Here is a 20,116-nt window from a genome sequence, read left to right on the forward strand (position 1 = left end):
CAAAAAGAGAGGTGGTGTGTTATGAATCGTACGGAATTTAACGAAACCCTGGAACAGCTGTATCAGGATATTGAAAATGAAAACGGCAATTTTGTCAAAACCTTCGGAAATGATCCTAAAATGCTGGAACAGGCCAGAGTCATGGCAGGTGTTTCATTAATGGCTGTTGACCGGTATTATTCCAATTTAAGTTTATTGGAATCAAAATTAAAGAAGCTCTAATTTAATTGGAATGAATAATTCTATTTTTATTTGATTTAAATGAAAACCTTACCACCCCAAAAAATACGGGCAGCTTTCCGGAAGCGCTCGTATTTTTTTTATACGTTTTAAAAGGAAAAAAGGAACATCCTCCAGCCTTTGTTTAAAATGAAGAATGTCCCATAAAATTATTTAATAAGCATTTATTTCAGGATATATTTTTTATCGTAATACTGTTCTACCCTTTGATGGCTCCTGCCATTGTATTGATATAATATTTTTGGAATGCAATAAATACAATAATTATCGGAATAACCGCAAATACAGTACCTGCCGCAACATTGCCGAATTTATAATTAAATTGACCGCTTAAATATTTAAGACCTGTTGCAACCGGGTATTTATCAACATCCAATACTATCAGCGGCCACAGGAAGGTATTCCATTTGCCGATAAAATCCATAATCACAATTGTGGCAATTGAAGGCATTATCTGGGGAAGCATGATAATTCTCCAGATCTTTAACTCTTTTGCTCCATCAATTCTTGCCGATTCGATTATTTCTCCGGGTATAGCCATGTATGACTGCCTCAGAAGTATTATGCTGAAAACAGCAACCGAGTTCGGCAGTATAACACCTAAAAAGTTGTCCATAAGCTGAAGTCTGGAAATAGTCAAATAGTTGACTACCAGGCCGGCGGCAGCCGGAATGATCATAGTTGCAATAAGGGACGTTGAGACAAGCTTTTTACCGTAGAAATCTATCTTTGCCAGAGGATATGCACAAAGCGATGAAAAGACGATATCAATTAAAATACCCCCAACTGTTATTATTACCGAATTCCAGAGCATGGTTCCCACTGAGAGCAGAGAAAATACTTCCCTGTAGTTCTGGAGTGAAAATTCCTTGGGTATTATCGAAAGTGTATATATATCCTCAGCGCCTTTGAAGGATGAGGCCAATAGCCATATGAACGGCCCTGAACAAACAATGGCAATTATTATTAATGCTGTATATAATAACACTGTCCCGATTATATCCTTTACTGTCTTTTTGCTATTCATATATACTGCCGCCACCTTTCTTGCCATAAATAAACAGGAATATGCTGAATATGGTCGTTACAACACCAAGGACCAAACCAATGGCTGCAGAATAGCCAAAGTCCAATATGGAAAACGCCTGTCTATATGAGTAATAATTTATAACATATGTGGATTTGTCAGGACCTCCGTCGGTCATTGTAAATACAACATCAAATACGCCAATAGCCGCAATAACTGAAATCAGGGAACAAAACCAGATATATGGCTGCAATAAAGGCAGTTTTATCTTCCAGAAGGTATGCCAGCCATTTGCACCATCGATGGTGGCAGCTTCCGATAATTCTTCAGGAATGGATTGAAGCCCTGCCAAATATAACATCATGTAATATCCCAAGCCTTGCCAGATTGTCACAGCCATCAAAGTCGGCAATGCCAATTTGGTATCAAACAGGAACTGGATAGGTGAAGAAATGAGATGCCACCTTAACAGTATGGCGTTTATTAATCCATCGGGATCAAAAATGAATTTCCATATGATGGATACCGCTACCATGGAGGTAACAACCGGTATGTAATATAAAACTCTGAATAGCGTTGTGCCTTTTAACTTCCTGTTCATCATCAAGGCAATTAAAATGGACAACAATTGTAAAATAGGAACTACTATAATGAAGAGACATGAATTTTTAAATGCTATCCAAAAATCGCCATCGGCGAATAATCTTTTGAAGTTATCAAACCCGATAAATTTAGTCTCACCAACAACCGAATAATTATAAAATCCAAGCGGCAGGCTGTATACGATTGGATAAAAGACGAAGACAACTAAAATTAAAAGTGCGGGAGCCATAAAGGCGTAAGCTACCAACGTATCTTTAAGTTTTTTCTTGTTAATGGTTTCCATTACCTCACCTCCATAAATGGGAAACGGCTCAATAACCGTTTCCCATTTACCAATATGTATTATTGGTTTTTGCTCAGCAGCTCATTTACTTTCTTTTCGGCATTTGCTATAGCTGTCTGCGGATCAGTTTTTCTCGCAAATATCGCATCTGTGATGTTGTCTATTTCCTTCTTGACCTCATCGTCATTCGGCAGTCCCATGGTAAGGTCGCTGGACGCCAGGCTTGACAATGAAGCATAATAGTTGGCCTGACCTTCCAGAGAATTCATATCTGACTTGAAAAACGGGTCAGCTGCTGCTTTCTTTGTTGTCGGGAATATGGAAACTATTTTACAGAATGCAAGCTGATTTTCATCATTTGAAATGAAGTTTGCAAATTTAACAGCTTCGGTGGGATTCTTGCTCTTGGCAGGAACCACCAGGTTCATGATTGCAGCACCGCTTTTCCCAGACGGTCCGAGTACCGGAGTCGATACAGCCATTTTCTGGTAGGCGGTAGGTGACTCTGTTTTGATACGTGTAACTGTTTGAGGACCTGCAACAATCATAGCAACCTTGTTGTTTGCAAATAATTGGCGCATGTTATCCCAATCATCCCATTTGCTGGTGGGTATTGCTCCTTCCAAACCGGCCTTCTGTAGTTTGGTAACAAGAGCAACTGCTTCAGGAGTATTAAATGCCGCTTTTTTCTTATCTGCCGAAACAAGCGGAATATTATAATAACAGAACATGTGGTACATACTCGATGGAGTATCTATGAATGCCCCTGTTTTTTCCTTAAATGCCTTAGCCATATCCAATTCTTCATCATAGGTTTGCGGTGGCTTTTCAAAACCCGCCTTTTTAAATAATTCAGTGTTATAAGAGGTTATGTTGGGTGTGGAATACCAGGGGAATGCGTACACACCTTCTCCAAGCCTTGCCGACTCATACATTGATTCAGCATAAATATCCTTTTGTTCAGGAGTAGCCACCTTTTCCAGGTCCAGAAGAGCACCCTTTCCTGCAAGGGTTAAGGCAAGCTGCGACCATATGTTAACAACATCGGGTGAATTGTCGGCAGCAGTTGATGTCAGCACCTTCTGCTGAATTGCATCATAAGGCAGATCCTGCCATACAATAGTTACATTTGTATTTTCTGCTTTGTACTTATCCAGAAGTCCATTGATAAAATCAGTAAATGTCGGTTGAAGCGCAAGTGTCCAGAATGTAAGTTTAACAGGTTCGGCAGGCTTTGAACTTTCTGAGGCGCTGCCCGCAGCAGTTGAAGTTGTAGTTGAAGATACGGATGAATCAGCTGTTTTTGTACTTCCGCAGCCAGCAGCTCCAAAGATCAATACAACAGCCATTACTAAAGCTAATACCTTTTTCATATGAAATACCTCTTCTTTCCCTTTAGATTTGCTACAAAATGTTTTGAACCAAAGAAATGATAAAGTGAAATCGCTTTCATAAATATATCAAAGCCACATCACATTGTCAATATGTTTTTCTTATTTTTTATGCACTATTTACTATTTATACTCATTATTTATTACTTTTTTGTGCATTTTGCTTATAATCACTGTCTTGTTTTATGTTCTTTGAAATGCCGGCAGAGTATATTTTTACGAAAACCTTTGCATAATGTAATGCTGCAATTCAGCTCAACAGTAAGGCTGATACGCAGTTTTACCCGATGCTGACATTTAAGCATAAAAGATATCCCGGACACTTTCAAAAAACGAAATTTACTCCTCCGGATATCTTTTATGTCTTAATTCTATTTTGAAGCCGTTTTGCCAAATTCCCGCCAGTCAAGTATCATACAAGTCGGTCTCATCCTGGGTATTGAAATCTCATTATATACTTCATTGCAATCCCTTGGATCCCGCAATTCATACATATCCTCAACCACTTTTATTTTACCCTGGGCAATCAATTCCATGGCCGACCTGATATGCCCATTTGAGCTGTGAGGTGCAAAATCCCCGGGTTTTCTGGGTATTGACCATTCCCAGCCGCCATGTATGCTTATAAATCCATAGAATAAACTCCTCAGCAGAGAATGTGCATCCCAATCGGAATTCTTATTCCAGGGTACTCCGATCTGATATATCTCTCCGCCCTTGCGGATATAGTCCAGACTGTTGATTATTGCATTCTCATTGCCCGAACATTCCATTAGGGCTCCCGCCGCCCAATTCAACCCGCTGAATTCGGCAAGAGACCCGCCCGCATTTGTTATACCCACCTTGAGAGCTATTTCACGGCGTTCGGGTGAAGGATCGACAGCATATACATCAAAGCCAAAGCTGGACAACACCTGTGCACACATGATGCCCACCAGCCCCAAACCTGTGACAATCACCTTTTCCACCGGTTTAATGCCCGCTTTGAATATGGAAGTCATTGAAACCGCAGCATATCTGGCATATAAAGCCTTCTCAGGAGCTAGTCCCCGGGGTACGGGAATAATATCCTCTTCCGATTTCTTTACTAAAAGTGTATGGTGGCCATCGTTGAAAAATAAATCGCCCTCACAAATACCTTTTACATCCTTACCGGTTTTGATTACTCTGGCAATTGAAGACGAGCCTGTTTCCATGGGATAGCTGTCGGCAGAGAAATCGGTCAGGAAGCCTCCCCTTTCCGACCCTGTGGAAATCATCGACAATATATTTTGTCCAAAAATTTCATTGCCGGCCAATTCCACATCCTCCCATTCATGTTCAACAAGCCGGGCTTCTTTCTTTTTCACATATGTAACACGGTAATCTTTCATAATAGTTTCTCCATTCTGTATTTCTAGTGTAATGCAAACGATTTCACATTTTTATATTTATCACAATTATATCAACTTGTCAATTTCTTTTGCAAACAGGCCAGTAATCCCACACTTGACCATGTTTTACAGTACAAAACAAAATTGTGTCCCTATATGGGTAAAGCAGTAAATTGACATATAAAACACGAAATGTTAAGATTATATTATGAAATGGTTTACATTGCTTAATTTTCACACCATTTCCAGGGATATAAAGGGAGGGTTTCGATGAGCTACATACAGGGTTTGAGTCATATAAACATAAAAGTCGAGGATGTGGATGCAGCGGTTCGGTTTTATTGCGAAGGTCTCGGCCTGCATCTGAAACGCAGAGATAGGCGGGGTGCCATCATTACAACACCGGATAATATCATTCTTGAAATAACGGGCAATGGCGCATTTGTGCAAAATACTTCGGGAATTACCCACATCTGTCTTAATACCTATGATGTGGACGCTGCCTTTGAAAGAGCGCTTGCCTTTGGTGCTGCAATTTCAAGGCCTCAGAATCCGGAGCCCTATACCTATAAGGATCTCCGTATGGCCTTTGTCAGCACCCCTACCGGGGAAGAAATCGAAATGTGGTATATACAAAAGGGTGACATTTTCAGGGAACCGGTAGTGAATCACCAATACATCAAATGCCTGACTCATGTGGCTGTCACCGTACCTGATATGTCTGCAAGCATTAAGTTTTATGAGGCTCTGGGTGCCAGGCTAAAGGTGGACTGGGAATGGGGCTGTTCCATCCAGCTGCCCGACATGCGTGAATTGGAACTGTTCACAGGCGGGGAATATTCGGACAATAAAAACGGATATACACATTTTTGTTTCTATACCGAGGATGTGGACGCGGCAGCACAAAAAATTGCTGCCATCGGCGGGCAAATCCTCGGTCCGGGCTATGACTGGTCAAATCTTCGTATATGCTTCTGCAAAGGACCGGCAGGAGAAGTTATCGAACTATTCCAAATGTATCATGACCACCGTGAACCTGACGTTTATGATACCTATCCGGATAAATTGCCTGATTTATTTGCATAACTGCATAGTTTTTAAAAAATGCTGTAAAAAGGGCCTCAAAAAGTTGAGGCCCTTTTTAATATTCCATATGCAGTTATGAAGAATTTATTCAATATCACCGTACAGGTCGGCAGCCAGCCAGAGCCATCTGCCGGCAGATGTGGTCCAGACTTCCTTATAGGTCGCATTGTTTGCCATAGGCCAATAAGGTATGTCCTGATTGTCTTTTGTCTGTATTCCCACAGGTATTTCCCCCGTCATTTCGCCGGCAAGGGCACAGTACTGCTGGGCATAGTTGCTTCCTTCCCCGTAAATGAGGGATTGTCCAAAGGGGTTCTTTCCTGATACCCAGTAAAGCTGTTCCCGTGCAATGTCCTGCAGTTGGGCATCATTGAAGTATTTTCCCAGCAATGCCGCAGCCTTTCCTGCCGCCAGGTGGACGGCAGTATTTCCCCTGAATGAAAACCATACCGGAAAACACCTCACACAATATTTTTCATTCAGGGCAGCTGCATTTTTCAGCTGTTCCACATAGTTTGGTCTTTCTTCTTCATAAGACGTCAAAAGATGGAGCAATTTGAAGGTTTCCCTGTCATCCGCCTCATCACTTGAGTGTATCCCTGCCGGAATCATTCCGTAAGGCTCTGTATACTCCATTATAGCCTTTATATACCCTCCGTAAAGTCTCATGGCATTTTCCCACCTTGGAAGCTTCACGTTGCCCTTCTGAGTCACACAGAGCAGCTCCAGAGCCTGCATAAATATCTGTTCCCTGGATTGATGATTAAAATGCACTATTGTCTTTTTTGACTCATCACGGTAGAAAAAGCCTTTCAACGGAATACCGTCAGTACCTGTTTCCTGGCACATCAGCATTAAATCTGCAAACTTTTCGGCTTCCTTTGCATAATAACCGTCATTTGTAGCCTTGTATATGGCCGAAGCCGCCCAGCTGGCAGTGGCATAGTATTGGGAAAGGCTCGAGTTATAGGTGTGTTCATACATAGATGCCTGTTCCATCCCCACTGCTTCAAAGCGTTCAAGAGCAAACCTGAAGTCGTTCCTGGCGCTGTCCAGACATTTCCAGGCCAGCTCAGGGTCCATCTCCTCCAAAGTAATAGCACCGTATGCTTCAATACCCGACATGAGGAAGTTCTCAAACGCATGATTGTGTACACGGGCGGCAACATCGTCCATGTCCCCCATCATACCGTTGGTCCAACGGCACACTCCGGCACTGGTAACCCTGTAGCCGTCACCGAACCGCATTCTGAGCACGAAATCCAACCCCCACTGAGCCTCCTCCAGCAAACGCAGGTACAGCAGCCGATCCCTTTCACTGCCTGTATTATTCTTTACAGTTTCGGCCATCTCCAGGAGAGCATGTACAACCTCCGCCGTCTGGGCAGTTTGCTGGGATACATCCCCCGCGTCATGCCAGCCGCCGTTATATGCTATTTTTACTCCCTTGTGTTCTGCAATGATGTCCCCATGGCAGGCTCCGTGCCTGCCAACTACAGGATATCCGCACCTTTCGGAATACAGGAAATGTATTACCTTCCAGACTGCTTCCTCCATAATACGGGAACCTATCTCAAAACTTTCGGTGATGGCCCCTCCTGCTCTGAGTCTGAATCTTCCCGGCTGCTTGAATTCGGAAAAGTCAAGTATGGAAAAATCTCCTTTAGCATTGGTTATACGTTTAACTTTTCCCGAAAAAACAACTCCGGAAGTTTCCTCTCCCATTAGCTGAAATTCATCGGCATCCACATTTGCAACGGCGGTTTTTTTCCCGCTGAGCCAATAACCTGTGGTCGAGTATGTAATGGTATTTTTTCTGCACACCCAGCCTGTGGACACATCCGGGTCTGCTGCCTGTTCCAGCCTGATATGACTGATATCATATTTCATATTGTCTGCGGTAGTGACTTCCTTTCCAAAGCTCTGAACACTGAATTTCAATTCAGTCACCGCGTCCCTCGGAAGTTCAGGGAACTCCCATACGCACTGGTTCCACACATTGTTCCTGAGATTAATTACATGCTGGCCTTCTCTAAAGTATTTATCCGGAACCTTTTGAACTCCGTCATTGACTAAATTCACTGTTATCATCGGGCTGTGATGTCCGAAGCATTCCGGTTTTATTCTGAAGGAAACACGGTTATACGCTTCCCAGTTTTCCCTGTCAAACTCCAATATAAATTCTTTTTGACCGAAAAAGGTATAGTCACCATCCTCCGGTGCACCTTCGGGCCAGCAATCTGTTCTGGCAGGTGCCGTAATGCCGAGTACGTCATTTGTTATCTCAACTGTGCCGGCACCTCTTTCCTTCCACCTGTTTCCGGTAATATCATCCCATAAATTTCTGCTTTTCAATATTTCTTTTTTTAGCAGTCTTGTTTCTGTTGTTTTGCTCTCATCCGGCGGTAATATTCCGTGTACATAGCCCGAATCAACCAATTGTTTTTCAAATTCCCGTCTCATAGAAATCCTCCCTGTACATATGTGTATGATGTTCCGGCTCAACCGCTTAAAAAATCCGATTAATTATGCAAACCTTTTCACTTTTTCGAAGGATGGTTTAATAAAATCCGAATCCCACTGCTGCAGCTCCGATTATACCTACAGTATTAGAATTCAACCCGGAGAGGACAATTCCTTTTTTTACTGAACCTAATTCTTTTTTTCCTATTCGTTTAAGTATCTGTTCAAGCATCCAACCGTCAGATATGACTCCTCCGCCCAAAATGATTCTTTCAGGATTGGAAACCCTTATGAGATTCATAATCCCGCAGGTTACCGCTCCGAAAGCTTCATCTGCAATCCTGGAAGCTAATGCATCCCCTGCTCCGGCAGCTGCAAAAATAGTTTTTGCCGTAATATCGTCATCACCGGATTTAAATAATTGTGAATCAGGATACTTTTCCCGAAGCTGTATAACTCTTTTATACATACCGCGCCCCGAGGCTATGGCCTCAAGGCAGCCCCTCCTTCCGCATTCGCATTCAACGTCACTGTCTATGTCAACAACTATATGTCCTATTTCTCCAGAATCATTTTCCCACCCCCGCAGCAGCCTGCCGTCAGCAACGAACCCTGCCGCAATGCCGGTTCCAACATTTAAATAAATAAAATCCTTATCTTCCTTTCCCGCGCCGAAAGCTTTTTCGGCCAGGGTTGCAGCTTTTACATCATTTTCAATTCTTATATTAAAATGGTATTTTTCACTAATCAAACTCCCTATTGGTATGTTCTCTTTTCTTGAGGGGTCTATCATAATCCAGTTTGAATTAATATAATCAACCTGTCCGATCATTCCCATCCCCATATATTCCGGCTTTTCATTTACCCAGCCGACAGTGGCTATGTAGTCATCCAGAGCCTCGAAAATCACCCTGGTTCCTTCTGTTTGTGTAAGATATCCTGTTTTATATTTCTTCGAACGCAGCAGCCCACCGTTTGAATCAACTTCACCTATCAGGAGTTTTGTGCCTCCCAGATCAAGAGCCAAACAAGTACTATTATCCGTCTTTTTATTCATATGGTTCTCCCTGATTATTGAACTCAACTCCATGTCATATTTGCTTACGCCGGCAGTCAATTAATTGATGCCGGCCGGAAGAGCTGTCATCGCGCATATGCGTCAGCTTTTCTCCCGGCCCGGTATCAAATCTGAATCATGGAAAGTGTAAATTAAATGGCACAGCTCATTACTTTAATTCTTCTGCAGCCTTTGTCAAAGTTTCTTCCAACTGCTTTACTCCAAGCTTATTTAATGTGGCCGTCATTTCGTCGTAATTTTTCTGGAAATCTGCATCTGAAGCCGACAGAACCACTTTTACCTCCTGATTTTTAATATATTCATTTATCTGGTCAAGAACTACCTTCTCATCGGTATCTTCCTTAGGTGCCGCTAAAGCCGGAGAGATAACGAGTTTTAAATTCTTTCTTATGGAATCCATGACATCCAGAGAATTTTGAGATACGCCTGAAGCTCTCCCCACCGCCTCTGTTACACTTGATATCCCAAAATAGTAGGCAGGATTATACTTTGTATAGAATACATTTTCATCTCCCCTTGCAGTGATCCAATCTTCAGAGAACTTTGGTATTCCGTCATCACCCATGGTGTAATCGGTACCCTCTCTGCCCCATTGAGTCAATCTCTGGCCTTTTTCGCTGAACATCCAGTTCATCAGCTGGATGGATCTTTCAGGATTTTTATTTTTCTGAGTTATGAACACTCCGGCCCAGCCTGTTCCCAGTGTGACATACTTGGCATTATCAACCATTGGCTGTGCCTGTACCCAGGTTGCATCGGCAAAGCCGTTCTTTCTGGTCATATCAGTCATCTGGTCACTGGTAGAACCTGTATACCAGCTGTAGGAGAAAGCCTTATTGTTTACCACCAGCTGAGTTGCCTGGGAACCATCCTTGTAGGCAAAATTGTCTGCGGTCATATAGCCGTTCTGATATAATTTATTTGCGTATTTTAAGAAGTTGATATATTCCGGTGAAGATGTATAGTGTATCAGCTTATGGTCATCTGTCTCCATGAGCTGGGAATTTCCTGGACACCAGTTTGGAATGAGCCATGTTTTGAAGATTGAGAGCATAAAGGTCTGATCTAAAACCAGCGGAATCATATCAGGATATTTTTGCTTTACCATACCCAATACTTTCGTATAGTCATCCAGAGTCTTCATAGAGGGATTTCCCAGCTCTTTAAGAATATCCTCCCTGTATAACAGTGATGCAAGTGTCGGACAGCCCGCCTTGGCAGCATTCCATTCCTCCTGTGACGCCGCGGCATTCAGTATTGTATAGAAATGGTCGTCAGTGGCGTAGGATTTTGCTGTTTTTATTGCCATATCGCTGGGCTTGAAGTCCTGTGAATATTGAGAAATCAAATCATCCCATGCGTAGCTGTACTGAGAGCTGGATAAGCGGTCAAAGAGCTTATCGGTGTATACCAGATCGGGAAGGTCATTTGATGCCACCATTATACCCAGCTGTGTGTCATCCACCGCACGGGTGGGTTTAAGAGTTACTCCCGTTTCCTTTGTAATCTCTTCCGGTATGATACCCTCGAATTTTTCTGTCCAATACCAGGGGAAATCAATAAATACATCAAGTGTTACAGGCTCTTTCTCTGCGGAACCCGCAGCAGCAGTATTAGCAGTGCTGCCCGCATTGCCTTCCGATTTTGCATCCTGGGTGCTGCCACATGCTGCAAGCGATGTAATGACCAATACTGCTGCTAAAATGGAACTGACTTTTCGTTTAACTTTTTCACTTAACATTGTGTTACCTCCTGATTAAATATTCTTATAAATTAGACGGCTCTGCAGTCAGGATATTTTTACCCTTTGACCGAACCAATCATCATTCCCTTGACAAAATACTTCTGCAAAAAAGGATATACGCAAATAATGGGCAGTACCGCTATGATCATTGCCGCCGACTGCAGAGAGAAGGAGGTGATCATTGAGGACTTGTAGGCTGCCGCACCTGCTGAAACGCTTCCGCTTATCTGATTTTTGTTGACTATTTGCATCATCAGAAAGGACAGGGTTTTCAACTCGGGTTTCTGGACAAAAAATGCCGAATCAAACCAGGCATTCCAGTGCTCTACACCAAGGAACAGTGCTATTGTTGCAAGAAACGGCTTGGAAACCGGAAGGACCAGCTTCCAGAATATTATAAAATCATTGGCTCCGTCCACATGCGCCGAATCAAACAGCTCCTGCGGGATTTCCCTGAAAAAGGATATACCTACCATGACAAAGAAAATATTCAAGGCTCCAGGAATTATGTATACCAAAAACGTATTAAACAGGTTAAGATTCTTCAAAAGCATATAATATGGGATTATGCCCCCTGAAAAATACATGCTGATTATAAGAATTGTAAAATAAAACTTTCTGAATGCAAGATCCTTGAAGGACAAGCTATAGGATACCAGGCATGTGAACATGAGACCTATGGCAGTGCCGGTAACAGTCCTGAACACAGAAATGAAAATAGCTGTTTTCCACTTTTCATCTGTAAAAAACGGTATATAATTTTCCAGGGTCAATTTCTTTGGATAAAAAATTACATTATCGGTCAGCGCAGACATCCCCTGGCTTAAGGATTGAATCAGTACGTAATAGAAAGGATATAATGTAACGAATACAACTACGGCTAAAAATATCCATTTGATGCTGTCAAAAATAACATCACCCTTACTTGCTCTTTTCATTGCTCCACCCTCATTTCTACAGATTAAAACAAGCTCGTGTCCGAAACTTTTTTTGAGACAAGATTACTTCCAAAAATCAAAATCAACGATATTACCGACTGTATAAGTCCTATAGCCGTCGCATATGCATATCTCCCGTTGGACAGGCCCACCTTGAATATGTACGTCTGAATTATCTGTGACTTTTCCAGGTTCATTGCGTTTCCAAGCAGGTAGGACTGCTCAAAGTTGGAGCCGCTTAGACCTCCTCCGAATAAATTTCCTAAAGCAAGGATAAGGACTACCGCTATGGTTCCCCTGATACCCGGAATTGTAATCTTCAAAATCTTTGAAAACCTGCTGGCACCGTCAATATCCGCAGCTTCATATAGAGACGGATCTATTCCGGTTATGGCAGCTAAAAATATGATAGTCCACCAGCCCATATCCTTCCAGACATCCAGCACCACCGCCAGGGGCCAGAAGTGACCGGCACTGGTGAGAAAGGGTATGCCGTCTTTAATCAGGCCCAGAGCAATAAGCATTTGATTGATCAGCCCGTTGTCGGTCGCTAAAAAATTAATTGCGAGACCCGAGACAATGACCCAGGAAATAAAGTGCGGCAGATAACTGATAGTCTGAATGCACCTCTTAATTTTATTTTGCTTGATTTCATTCAGCATCACAGCAAATATTATGGGCATGGGAAATGCAAATATCAGCTTTAGGAAGCTGAGTGCAACCGTATTTCTGATTATGGTCCAGAAGTTGATATCGTTTACAAATGCTTTGAAGTGCTTCAGCCCCACCCAATCACTTGTGAAGATTCCCATAACGCCCAATGAAATATTATAATTTTTAAAAGCCATTATCAGGCCTGACATTGGCACATAACTAAAAATAAGCAGATATATTATACCCAATATTGCAAAAGTCTGTGGTATTTTTTGTTTGCGGAAAGTCCGCCAAACACCGCTGCTTTTATGATTACGACTAACTGTACCGCTCATTTATGTATTCTCCTTGTCTCTTTATTGTTTCACAACTAAAGAATACAGCTTTTGCCCTGAGAAAAATACTGTTCATACTTCAAGTTTATGTCCAAAGTTAAGGTAGCCATATTGAGTTATCCGCTTAATTTTGTTATAATCGACTAAATTATTTTCTTATAAAGGATTGATTGATATGGCCCTTCCTGCCATGAAAAAAATATTCCATACGGTATGGCATTCATATATGAACCTGACCTTGTGGAAGAAAATGGTGTCAGGTTATGTAATTGTTGTTTTGATCCCCACGTTAATATTCAGTGTTATCTATGTCAAGCAGGAAACCAAAAATATCGGAGACAGGTACTGCGCCGATGAACAGAGGCTCCTTGAACAATCTTATGCAAACCTTAAAGAACAGACTTCCCAGGTCTCAGTCGTATATCAGCTGTTTCAAAACAGCCAGCCCCTGTCCGGTTATCTCACCGGGAGGTACTCCTCAAAGGGAGATGAGATATATGGTTATCTGAACGGCATCCGTCCCTTGTTTTCATATATACACACCAGCATTCGTGACATAAAGGAAATAACGGTATTTTCCTACCGCGAGCCTCTGGTTCCGCTAAGTTCGGACATTATTTACCTTGATACGGGAAATATGGCTTCCAATACCACCCTGCCCACATACAAAGGCAGCTGGAAGCTGGAAGGCGATTCTAAAACACCCTTGTTTACATTTGAAAAAGCGCTGTTCAACTCCAGTTTCAGCAAAAGCATAGGTGCCCTGAGCATTACAATTGAAGCTTGCAATATGCTGGACATCTTCTCGGTCAATGACGATAAGACAGTGCTATTCGGCTGTGAAAACAAATGGCTGATAATACGGGCTCACAGCGTTCAATTATATACGGGACAACTGGTGGAATCCACTCCAATTATTACCGATTACCTGAACAACAGGCATAAGGATTTATTTATAAATACACTGGATATAAATGAATTAAACGGTAAAATCGTTTCCATAACGCCTAAATCCCAGGTGTTAAAAACCGGAAATCTGTTTGGTATCCTGCTCCCTCTTATGCTTTCACTGGTCTTCCTGACCTTTATTTATTATATGATAATATCCTCGGTCATCAGAAGGATCATAAAATTCACAGGCCATCTCCAGAAAATTGATTACAACTACCTGCATGTATACTCTACGGAAGGCTACGCCGATGAAGTGGGTTTCCTAATCAAATCCTATAACAACATGATCCTGCGTATCAGCGAGCTTGTAAACAGCCTGAATATTGTCACTCTCAAAAAGAAGGAGGCAGATTTCCACGCCCTGCAGGCACAGATAAAACCGCATTTCATTTATAATTCCCTTGAAACGGTGCGTATGATGGCAGAGGCAAACGGCACCCCGGACGTGGCCGATATTCTTTACAATCTGGGACGTTTTTTGAGATACAATATCTCTTCCAACAAAGATGTCACCCAGCTTAAAAATGAAATAGAAAATGTCAGGAACTACCTTGAAATATACAAGGCCAGTATGGGAAAGCGCCTGGAATATTCCATAGAGGTTGACTGCAGTATAGATGACCTGAGCTGTCCCGGCTTTATTTTACAGCCCCTTGTGGAAAACTGTATCCATCACGGTATTTCCGGTGTTAATTCCACTCTGGTGGTAAAGGTCAGGGTTCGTGAAGCCGACGGGAATATTTTAATATCTGTAACCGACAATGGTCCGGGAATCCCTCCCGAACGCCGGTTGAAAATCAATAACGTACTGATGGGCATCGAAACCGACAACGGGCTGAATACACTAAAAAGCAGCATAGGAATTGCAAATGTAAATGAAAGGATTAAGGCTTTCTTCGGAGAGCATTCAGGCTTGTTTATAGAAAACGGCGAGTTGAGAGGAACTGTATGTACTATTATAATCTCAAATATCAGGGGGGATTGATTTGGATTTTTTGATTGTAGATGATGACGTGATGATTGTAAAAGGCCTGACGGCTATTATTAATCAATTTAACATTGAGAACTGCCATATTACTACGGCTTTTAATGCGGTTGATGCTCTGAAAATATTGGGCAGCAAAGGGACAGATCTGCTTATTACCGATATAGATATGCCGTGCATGAATGGTCTTGATTTAATAAAAGAGGCTCAGGAAAAACAGTACTGTAAGCACTTTGTCATTTTAACGGGATATGAAAGGTTTGATTTTGTGAGGCAGGCCCTCCGTTACAAGGTAAATGACTATTTATTGAAACCAATCAATAAAGACGAGTTTAAAACCATCATACTTAAGGTGGAAAGTGAACTGTCCGGTGCAGGAAATGCCTCTCCAAACTCCAGCCTGTATGAGCTTTCAATATACAAGATTTTGAACAGTGCTCGGAACTGTTCCGACAAATTCCGGAAAATAACAGAGTATATATATTCGCATTTTACCATTGACATATCCCTTGAACAAATCGGCACAGCCTTTGATCTGAATCCCAATTATATATGTTCCTTATTCCAGAATGAGCTGAATACAACTTTTCTTTATTTCCTGGACTGTGTCCGTTTAAGTAAGAGCATCGAATTGCTTTTAAGCAGTAAAAATGCCGGTATCAAGCATGTTGCAACGGCATCGGGTTTTATGAACGAACGCCACTTTTACAAGGTTTTCAAAAAGCGGATCGGTGATACTCCGGGTCAGTTCCGCCAGAAATACTCTTCCAGGGATCTGATATCCTGATGAAAACCAAAAACCCGCTGAATCAAAATGATCCGGCGGGTTTTCTATTGATAATTATATTTTCTCTGTTAAGCCGTTGTTCCGGCCTTTATAATTCTTACTCCGCAGTGTACGGAAGCAAAGCAATATGTCTTGCTCTCTTCACGGCAACTGTCAGCTGACGCTGGTGCTTGGCACAGTTTCCTGATATTCTTCTGGGAAGAATCTTACCTCTTTCAGAAACATACTTTCTGATCTTGGCAACATCTTTGTAATCTATATCAGTAGCCTTATCAACACAGAATGAGCAAACTTTTTTCTTTGCTCTTCTCATTCTCATGCCGCCCTTACCTTCGCCCTTATCATAAGAATCTCTATCGTTTCTTCTGTTATCTCTCTTTGGTCCTGGCATTTGAAAATCCTCCTTTCATGTACCGCCGTACGGTACTGATTATCATTTATAATTCGTTCAATTGATTCACTGTTTATGGATCCTGTCTTCCATTTAGAACGGAAGTTCATCATCCTCATCCATTGGATAGAAGCCATCCCCCGATGACGCAGGATTTTCGGAATAGGTTCTTGGTGCCGGAGCGCCCGCTCCGCCTTCTCCGCTCCTCTTGCTGTCGGCAAAGTAGGTTTCGTCAGCTACTACTTCAGTAACATAATGACGTTTACCTTCGTTGTCATCCCAGGTTCTGGTCTGAAGCCTTCCAACGATGGCTACCTGCATTCCCTTTGTGAAATACTTCCCACAAAATTCAGCAGTTTTGTTCCATGCTACAATATTTATGAAATCAGCCTGGGGCTGACCTTCCTTTGCAGTAACACGTCTGTTTACAGCAATGGAAAAACTTGCGACAGCAGTATTGTTTCCACTGGTGTATCTCAGATCAGGATCTTTAGTAAGTCTACCCATCAATACAACTTTGTTCATACTAACCTTCCCTTTACTCGCGGCGTGCTAAAGCACGGATCACGCAGTCAATAGTAATAAAAACACTTGTTAACGAAACGTGAAAGATACTTTTAATAAAGCAAGCCTCACCTTACAATCAACAATTAATCCTTAGCTATTACGATATATTTAAGGATTCCTTCAGTGATTTTATACATTCTCTCTAATTCAGCAGGAAAACTTGGCTCTGATGAAAAATTAGCAAGCACGTAATAACCCTCGTTCTTGTCATCAATCTCATACGCCAACTTTCTCTTACCCCACTCATCAATGCTTTCGAGCTGGGCTGAAGTTTCGAGCATAGTCTTAAATTTTTCAACCAGGGCTTTTGTGGATTCCTCTCCAACCTCTGAATTGATAATAAAGATAGTTTCATACTTCTTTAACATTACCGGTCACCTCCCCTCGGACTTTACGGCTCTGTAACAGGAGTACAGAGCAAGGATGTTCATATTTTATTTATGTGAAAAAGTTTTCTCACATACGATTTTATATTTTAACACAAATCACAAAAACAGGCAAGCTAATTTTTATTTTGCCTCCCCCACAATCACCCTTTAAGCCAGGGGCTCACAGCAAATAATATTTTCCATCGCTTCATTCAGAAGACGTTCGGCATCTTTCAGTTTCTCAATGTATTGCTTCAGCAAACTCTGATCCCTTTCAAGAGCTTCCCCCCTGTTTGTTAGCATCCTTTCGGTCTCTGCAGGTGCCGGTCCCCCTGTAACCGATCTGACATTGATAAAATTAACCGGATCCAATGCCTTTTCAATCTCGGCAGGTTCAAGATCTATGGATCTCCCCAGTATCTCCCTGGATATGTCTGAAATTATCTGAGGCGTTATATCCTGCGCTTTCTGTCCATTCTTTACCATATGTTTTACTATTGTACTGGTTATCTTATGGCTGTGACGGAAGGACAGGCCCTTATCCCTTACCAGCACGTCGGCTAATTCGGTGGCAGTAATAAATCCTTCATGAGCCCTCTGCAAAAGTATGTCTTTATTGACCTTTAAGGTAGCAAAAACAGAACTCAGCATTTTTAACGCTCTGATTGTATATTTTATTGAATCATACAGATGCGGCTGCAATTGTTCTTCGGTATCGACGATATCTCCAAAAGGTGTGTTGTGCAGAATATCAAATATGCTTTTTGCTTCGGCTATAGCTTTGCTGATAGCTGGTCTGGTCTGCTCCAGGGAAGAAGGATTCCTTTTCTGGGGCATTATGCTGCTGGTTTGTACATATGGATCAGACAAATAAAAAACATTAAATTCCTTTGTACAAAAATCCAATGTATCTTTCATAAACCTCGACAAGCTGGTATTCATAATTGCAAGAACCGCTGCGCATTCAGTGAGATAATCGCAGCCTGCAATACTATCGTATGAATTTTCAACAAGACCGTCAAATCCCAATAATTCACCGGTTCTCTGCCGGTTTATAGGGAATCCTGTGGTTGTGATGGCTGCGGCACCCAGAGGACTGTGGTTTATGGTTTTCACCACCTGGACAAACCTGGTGAAATCCCGTTCCAAGGAGTCCTGAAATGCTAAAATATAGTGGGCCAGGGTACTTGGCTGGGCCGGTTGTGTATGCGTATATGCAGGCATGACTGTATTTATGTTCTCTCCGGCCAGGGAAAGTAATACCTGCCGGAATATGTTCAATGCTTCCATTACTTCAAGTACCTTTTGCCTCAGTACCATGCGGAATTCGCATATGTCTATATCATTCCGGCTCCTTGCAATGTGCAGTCTTCCTGCCGTATCCCTGCCCACCAGGCTTTCCAGCTCATGCTCTATCATAAAGAACATATCCTCATAGGAAGGATCATATGTCCTGTCATTCATATCAATTGCTTCAATCTGCCTGAGTCCCGCCAGAATATCCTTTGCTTCCTGCAATGTAATTATTTTTTGTTCATACAGCATAACAGCGTGAGCCTTGCTTATTTCAATAAAAGGCCCGGCATAATAATTCTTCTGAGTGTCAAAGATAGGCGCCAGGACACACTCCTGAAAAGTTTTGCCGGGAAAGTTCCTGCCATCCATTTGCTCAACATATTCTTTTGTATACATATAGGATTCCCCCTCAATAAAAACTGATTCCATATTTTTCTGCCAGCACGGTGGCTACACACCCCATAACGCCGGCATCATCTTCCAGTTCTGACAAAACTATTTCCGCTCCAACCGGAGTAAGCCTTGCCACTTCTTTTCTTATTGTCAGCAGCAAACCAAGTCCTGCCTTTGATACTCCGCCGCCCAGAATAACTGCCTGGGGACTTAGTATACTCACTATATTTGAAATTCCCATACTCAGATATTCAGTCATCTCATTAACTGCTTCAATAGAAGCCTTATCATTGTGAAGAGCCTTTTCAAAGACCTCTTTGCAGCTGATGTTCATTTTTCTCTCGATAGCACTTCCTGAAGCTACACTTTCAAAATAGCCATAGGCATCCGGTGTATAGATTTCGGTTTTTAAAGCATCTTTTGAAAGTACAAGATATCCTATTTCTCCTCCGGTATAATTGTTGCCTCTGTATATTTTATTATCTATAATAATTCCGCTCCCAATACCATCTCCAATGGATATAAACACGAAATTGCTGTATTCTTTTCCAACTCCAAGCCATTTTTCCCCGAAGACTGCCATATTTACGTCATTATCGATAAATACGTCCAGATTTAATTCTTTTGAAAGAACATCCCTTATGGGGAAATCCACCCAATTAAGCTTTGGTACAAACCTTGCAATCCCGTTTTCAATATCGGCAGTTCCGGGAATACCTACCCCTACACCGATTAACCTATCGTTAATCCCCAGTCTGGTAACCATTTCCTTAATAATCTGCACAATGCTGTTTAAATATTTGTCCTCTTTGGAGTTTATTCTCTGTATTACTTCTTTTAATAGTATTTTTCCAGACAGATCGGATATTACACAGATGCTTTTGGACGCACCTATATCAATACCTATTATATACCCTGCAGATGGGTTAAACACCAGTTCTATAGGCTTTCTGCCGCCTAGTTTCGTAGAAATTCCTTCTCCCTTTTCCCTTATAATATTTTCGCCCAGTAATTCTTCAACGATGGAGGAAACAGTAGACTTGCTCAAATTGGTAAGGGTAGAAATCATTGCTCTAGATATAGACTTTTCCTTTACAATTAATGAAAGAACTGTTTTTTTGTTCATTAATTTAATGTATTCTGGCGTACCCTTTATCATTCTC

General features: G+C 41.9%; 18 protein-coding genes. 4 read left to right on the forward strand and 14 right to left on the reverse strand.

Annotated features, from left to right (window positions below; translation table 11 throughout):
* The first annotated feature begins 21 nt into the window (after positions 1 to 21).
* Complete coding sequence (locus CTER_RS09265; protein ID WP_004625133.1) at positions 22 to 222, forward strand: hypothetical protein; 201 nt, start codon at positions 22 to 24, stop codon at positions 220 to 222.
* 217 nt (positions 223 to 439) lie between these two features.
* Here the strand turns inward: CTER_RS09265 and CTER_RS09270 are convergent, their stop codons facing one another.
* From CTER_RS09270 to CTER_RS09285, 4 genes are all read right to left on the reverse strand, one after another.
* Entirely contained in the window at positions 440 to 1,267 is an 828-nt protein-coding gene (locus CTER_RS09270; protein WP_004625206.1) for a carbohydrate ABC transporter permease, read from the reverse strand.
* A complete protein-coding gene (locus CTER_RS09275; RefSeq protein WP_004625110.1) occupies positions 1,260 to 2,153 on the reverse strand; it encodes a carbohydrate ABC transporter permease in 894 nt (297 codons plus the stop codon). Before CTER_RS09275 ends, CTER_RS09270 begins: the two co-directional genes overlap by 8 nt.
* A gap of 59 nt (positions 2,154 to 2,212) precedes the next feature.
* Entirely contained in the window at positions 2,213 to 3,526 is a 1,314-nt protein-coding gene (locus CTER_RS09280) for an ABC transporter substrate-binding protein (RefSeq protein ID WP_004625145.1), read from the reverse strand.
* Between the two features lie 389 nt (positions 3,527 to 3,915).
* A complete protein-coding gene (locus tag CTER_RS09285) occupies positions 3,916 to 4,917 on the reverse strand; it encodes a zinc-binding dehydrogenase (protein ID WP_004625187.1) in 1,002 nt (333 codons plus the stop codon).
* A 270-nt stretch (positions 4,918 to 5,187) separates the two neighbouring features.
* Here CTER_RS09285 and CTER_RS09290 point away from each other — a divergent pair, with 270 nt between their 5' ends.
* Positions 5,188 to 6,003: a VOC family protein gene (locus tag CTER_RS09290; protein ID WP_004625199.1), complete on the forward strand. Its 816-nt coding sequence runs from the start codon at positions 5,188 to 5,190 to the stop codon at positions 6,001 to 6,003.
* A gap of 84 nt (positions 6,004 to 6,087) precedes the next feature.
* Here CTER_RS09290 and CTER_RS09295 read toward each other — a convergent pair whose 3' ends face one another.
* The 5 genes from CTER_RS09295 to CTER_RS09315 form a co-directional block, all read right to left on the reverse strand.
* Positions 6,088 to 8,466, reverse strand: a complete 2,379-nt coding sequence (locus CTER_RS09295) for a glycoside hydrolase family 9 protein (protein ID WP_004625176.1) — start codon at positions 8,464 to 8,466, stop codon at positions 6,088 to 6,090.
* A 97-nt stretch (positions 8,467 to 8,563) separates the two neighbouring features.
* A complete protein-coding gene (locus CTER_RS09300; RefSeq protein WP_004625167.1) occupies positions 8,564 to 9,523 on the reverse strand; it encodes an ROK family protein in 960 nt (319 codons plus the stop codon).
* A 169-nt stretch (positions 9,524 to 9,692) separates the two neighbouring features.
* Entirely contained in the window at positions 9,693 to 11,285 is a 1,593-nt protein-coding gene (locus CTER_RS09305) for a type 2 periplasmic-binding domain-containing protein (protein ID WP_004625125.1), read from the reverse strand.
* Positions 11,286 to 11,344: 59 nt separating this feature from the next.
* Entirely contained in the window at positions 11,345 to 12,226 is an 882-nt protein-coding gene (locus tag CTER_RS09310; RefSeq protein WP_004625113.1) for a carbohydrate ABC transporter permease, read from the reverse strand.
* A gap of 23 nt (positions 12,227 to 12,249) precedes the next feature.
* Positions 12,250 to 13,215 carry an ABC transporter permease gene (locus CTER_RS09315; RefSeq protein ID WP_004625178.1) on the reverse strand — a complete coding sequence of 322 codons (966 nt, stop codon included), beginning with the start codon at positions 13,213 to 13,215 and terminating at the stop codon, positions 12,250 to 12,252.
* 190 nt (positions 13,216 to 13,405) lie between these two features.
* Here CTER_RS09315 and CTER_RS26895 point away from each other — a divergent pair, with 190 nt between their 5' ends.
* Entirely contained in the window at positions 13,406 to 15,151 is a 1,746-nt protein-coding gene (locus CTER_RS26895) for a sensor histidine kinase (RefSeq protein ID WP_165585958.1), read from the forward strand.
* A gap of 1 nt (position 15,152) precedes the next feature.
* A complete protein-coding gene (locus CTER_RS09325; protein ID WP_004625165.1) occupies positions 15,153 to 15,938 on the forward strand; it encodes a response regulator in 786 nt (261 codons plus the stop codon).
* 97 nt (positions 15,939 to 16,035) lie between these two features.
* Here CTER_RS09325 and rpsR read toward each other — a convergent pair whose 3' ends face one another.
* From rpsR to CTER_RS09350, 5 genes are all read right to left on the reverse strand, one after another.
* Positions 16,036 to 16,329 carry a 30S ribosomal protein S18 gene (gene rpsR / locus CTER_RS09330; RefSeq protein WP_004625148.1) on the reverse strand — a complete coding sequence of 98 codons (294 nt, stop codon included), beginning with the start codon at positions 16,327 to 16,329 and terminating at the stop codon, positions 16,036 to 16,038.
* 93 nt (positions 16,330 to 16,422) lie between these two features.
* Entirely contained in the window at positions 16,423 to 16,854 is a 432-nt protein-coding gene (locus CTER_RS09335) for a single-stranded DNA-binding protein (RefSeq protein WP_004625203.1), read from the reverse strand.
* Between the two features lie 125 nt (positions 16,855 to 16,979).
* Positions 16,980 to 17,264, reverse strand: coding sequence for a 30S ribosomal protein S6 (rpsF, locus tag CTER_RS09340; RefSeq protein WP_004625120.1), 285 nt, complete (start codon positions 17,262 to 17,264; stop codon positions 16,980 to 16,982).
* Between the two features lie 168 nt (positions 17,265 to 17,432).
* Positions 17,433 to 18,956: an argininosuccinate lyase gene (gene argH / locus CTER_RS09345; protein ID WP_004625155.1), complete on the reverse strand. Its 1,524-nt coding sequence runs from the start codon at positions 18,954 to 18,956 to the stop codon at positions 17,433 to 17,435.
* Positions 18,957 to 18,969: 13 nt separating this feature from the next.
* Positions 18,970 to 20,112: an ROK family protein gene (locus tag CTER_RS09350; RefSeq protein ID WP_004625109.1), complete on the reverse strand. Its 1,143-nt coding sequence runs from the start codon at positions 20,110 to 20,112 to the stop codon at positions 18,970 to 18,972.
* Between the last annotated feature and the right edge of the window lie 4 nt (positions 20,113 to 20,116).

The sequence above is a fragment of the Ruminiclostridium cellobioparum subsp. termitidis CT1112 genome, assembly GCF_000350485.1.
Lineage (GTDB): Bacteria > Bacillota > Clostridia > Acetivibrionales > DSM-1351 > Ruminiclostridium > Ruminiclostridium termitidis.

What these genes read in the sequence shown, in the direction of transcription:
- CTER_RS09265 (WP_004625133.1), top strand. Translation starts at nt 22, where the DNA reads ATGAATCGTACGGAATTTAACGAAACCCTGGAACAGCTGTATCAGGAT.
- CTER_RS09270 (WP_004625206.1), bottom strand. Translation starts at nt 1,267, where the DNA reads ATGAATAGCAAAAAGACAGTAAAGGATATAATCGGGACAGTGTTATTA.
- CTER_RS09275 (WP_004625110.1), bottom strand. Translation starts at nt 2,153, where the DNA reads ATGGAAACCATTAACAAGAAAAAACTTAAAGATACGTTGGTAGCTTAC.
- CTER_RS09280 (WP_004625145.1), bottom strand. Translation starts at nt 3,526, where the DNA reads ATGAAAAAGGTATTAGCTTTAGTAATGGCTGTTGTATTGATCTTTGGA.
- CTER_RS09285 (WP_004625187.1), bottom strand. Translation starts at nt 4,917, where the DNA reads ATGAAAGATTACCGTGTTACATATGTGAAAAAGAAAGAAGCCCGGCTT.
- CTER_RS09290 (WP_004625199.1), top strand. Translation starts at nt 5,188, where the DNA reads ATGAGCTACATACAGGGTTTGAGTCATATAAACATAAAAGTCGAGGAT.
- CTER_RS09295 (WP_004625176.1), bottom strand. Translation starts at nt 8,466, where the DNA reads ATGAGACGGGAATTTGAAAAACAATTGGTTGATTCGGGCTATGTACAC.
- CTER_RS09300 (WP_004625167.1), bottom strand. Translation starts at nt 9,523, where the DNA reads ATGAATAAAAAGACGGATAATAGTACTTGTTTGGCTCTTGATCTGGGA.
- CTER_RS09305 (WP_004625125.1), bottom strand. Translation starts at nt 11,285, where the DNA reads ATGTTAAGTGAAAAAGTTAAACGAAAAGTCAGTTCCATTTTAGCAGCA.
- CTER_RS09310 (WP_004625113.1), bottom strand. Translation starts at nt 12,226, where the DNA reads ATGAAAAGAGCAAGTAAGGGTGATGTTATTTTTGACAGCATCAAATGG.
- CTER_RS09315 (WP_004625178.1), bottom strand. Translation starts at nt 13,215, where the DNA reads ATGAGCGGTACAGTTAGTCGTAATCATAAAAGCAGCGGTGTTTGGCGG.
- CTER_RS26895 (WP_165585958.1), top strand. Translation starts at nt 13,406, where the DNA reads ATGAAAAAAATATTCCATACGGTATGGCATTCATATATGAACCTGACC.
- rpsR (WP_004625148.1), bottom strand. Translation starts at nt 16,329, where the DNA reads ATGCCAGGACCAAAGAGAGATAACAGAAGAAACGATAGAGATTCTTAT.
- CTER_RS09335 (WP_004625203.1), bottom strand. Translation starts at nt 16,854, where the DNA reads ATGAACAAAGTTGTATTGATGGGTAGACTTACTAAAGATCCTGATCTG.
- rpsF (WP_004625120.1), bottom strand. Translation starts at nt 17,264, where the DNA reads ATGTTAAAGAAGTATGAAACTATCTTTATTATCAATTCAGAGGTTGGA.
- argH (WP_004625155.1), bottom strand. Translation starts at nt 18,956, where the DNA reads ATGTATACAAAAGAATATGTTGAGCAAATGGATGGCAGGAACTTTCCC.
- CTER_RS09350 (WP_004625109.1), bottom strand. Translation starts at nt 20,112, where the DNA reads ATGATAAAGGGTACGCCAGAATACATTAAATTAATGAACAAAAAAACA.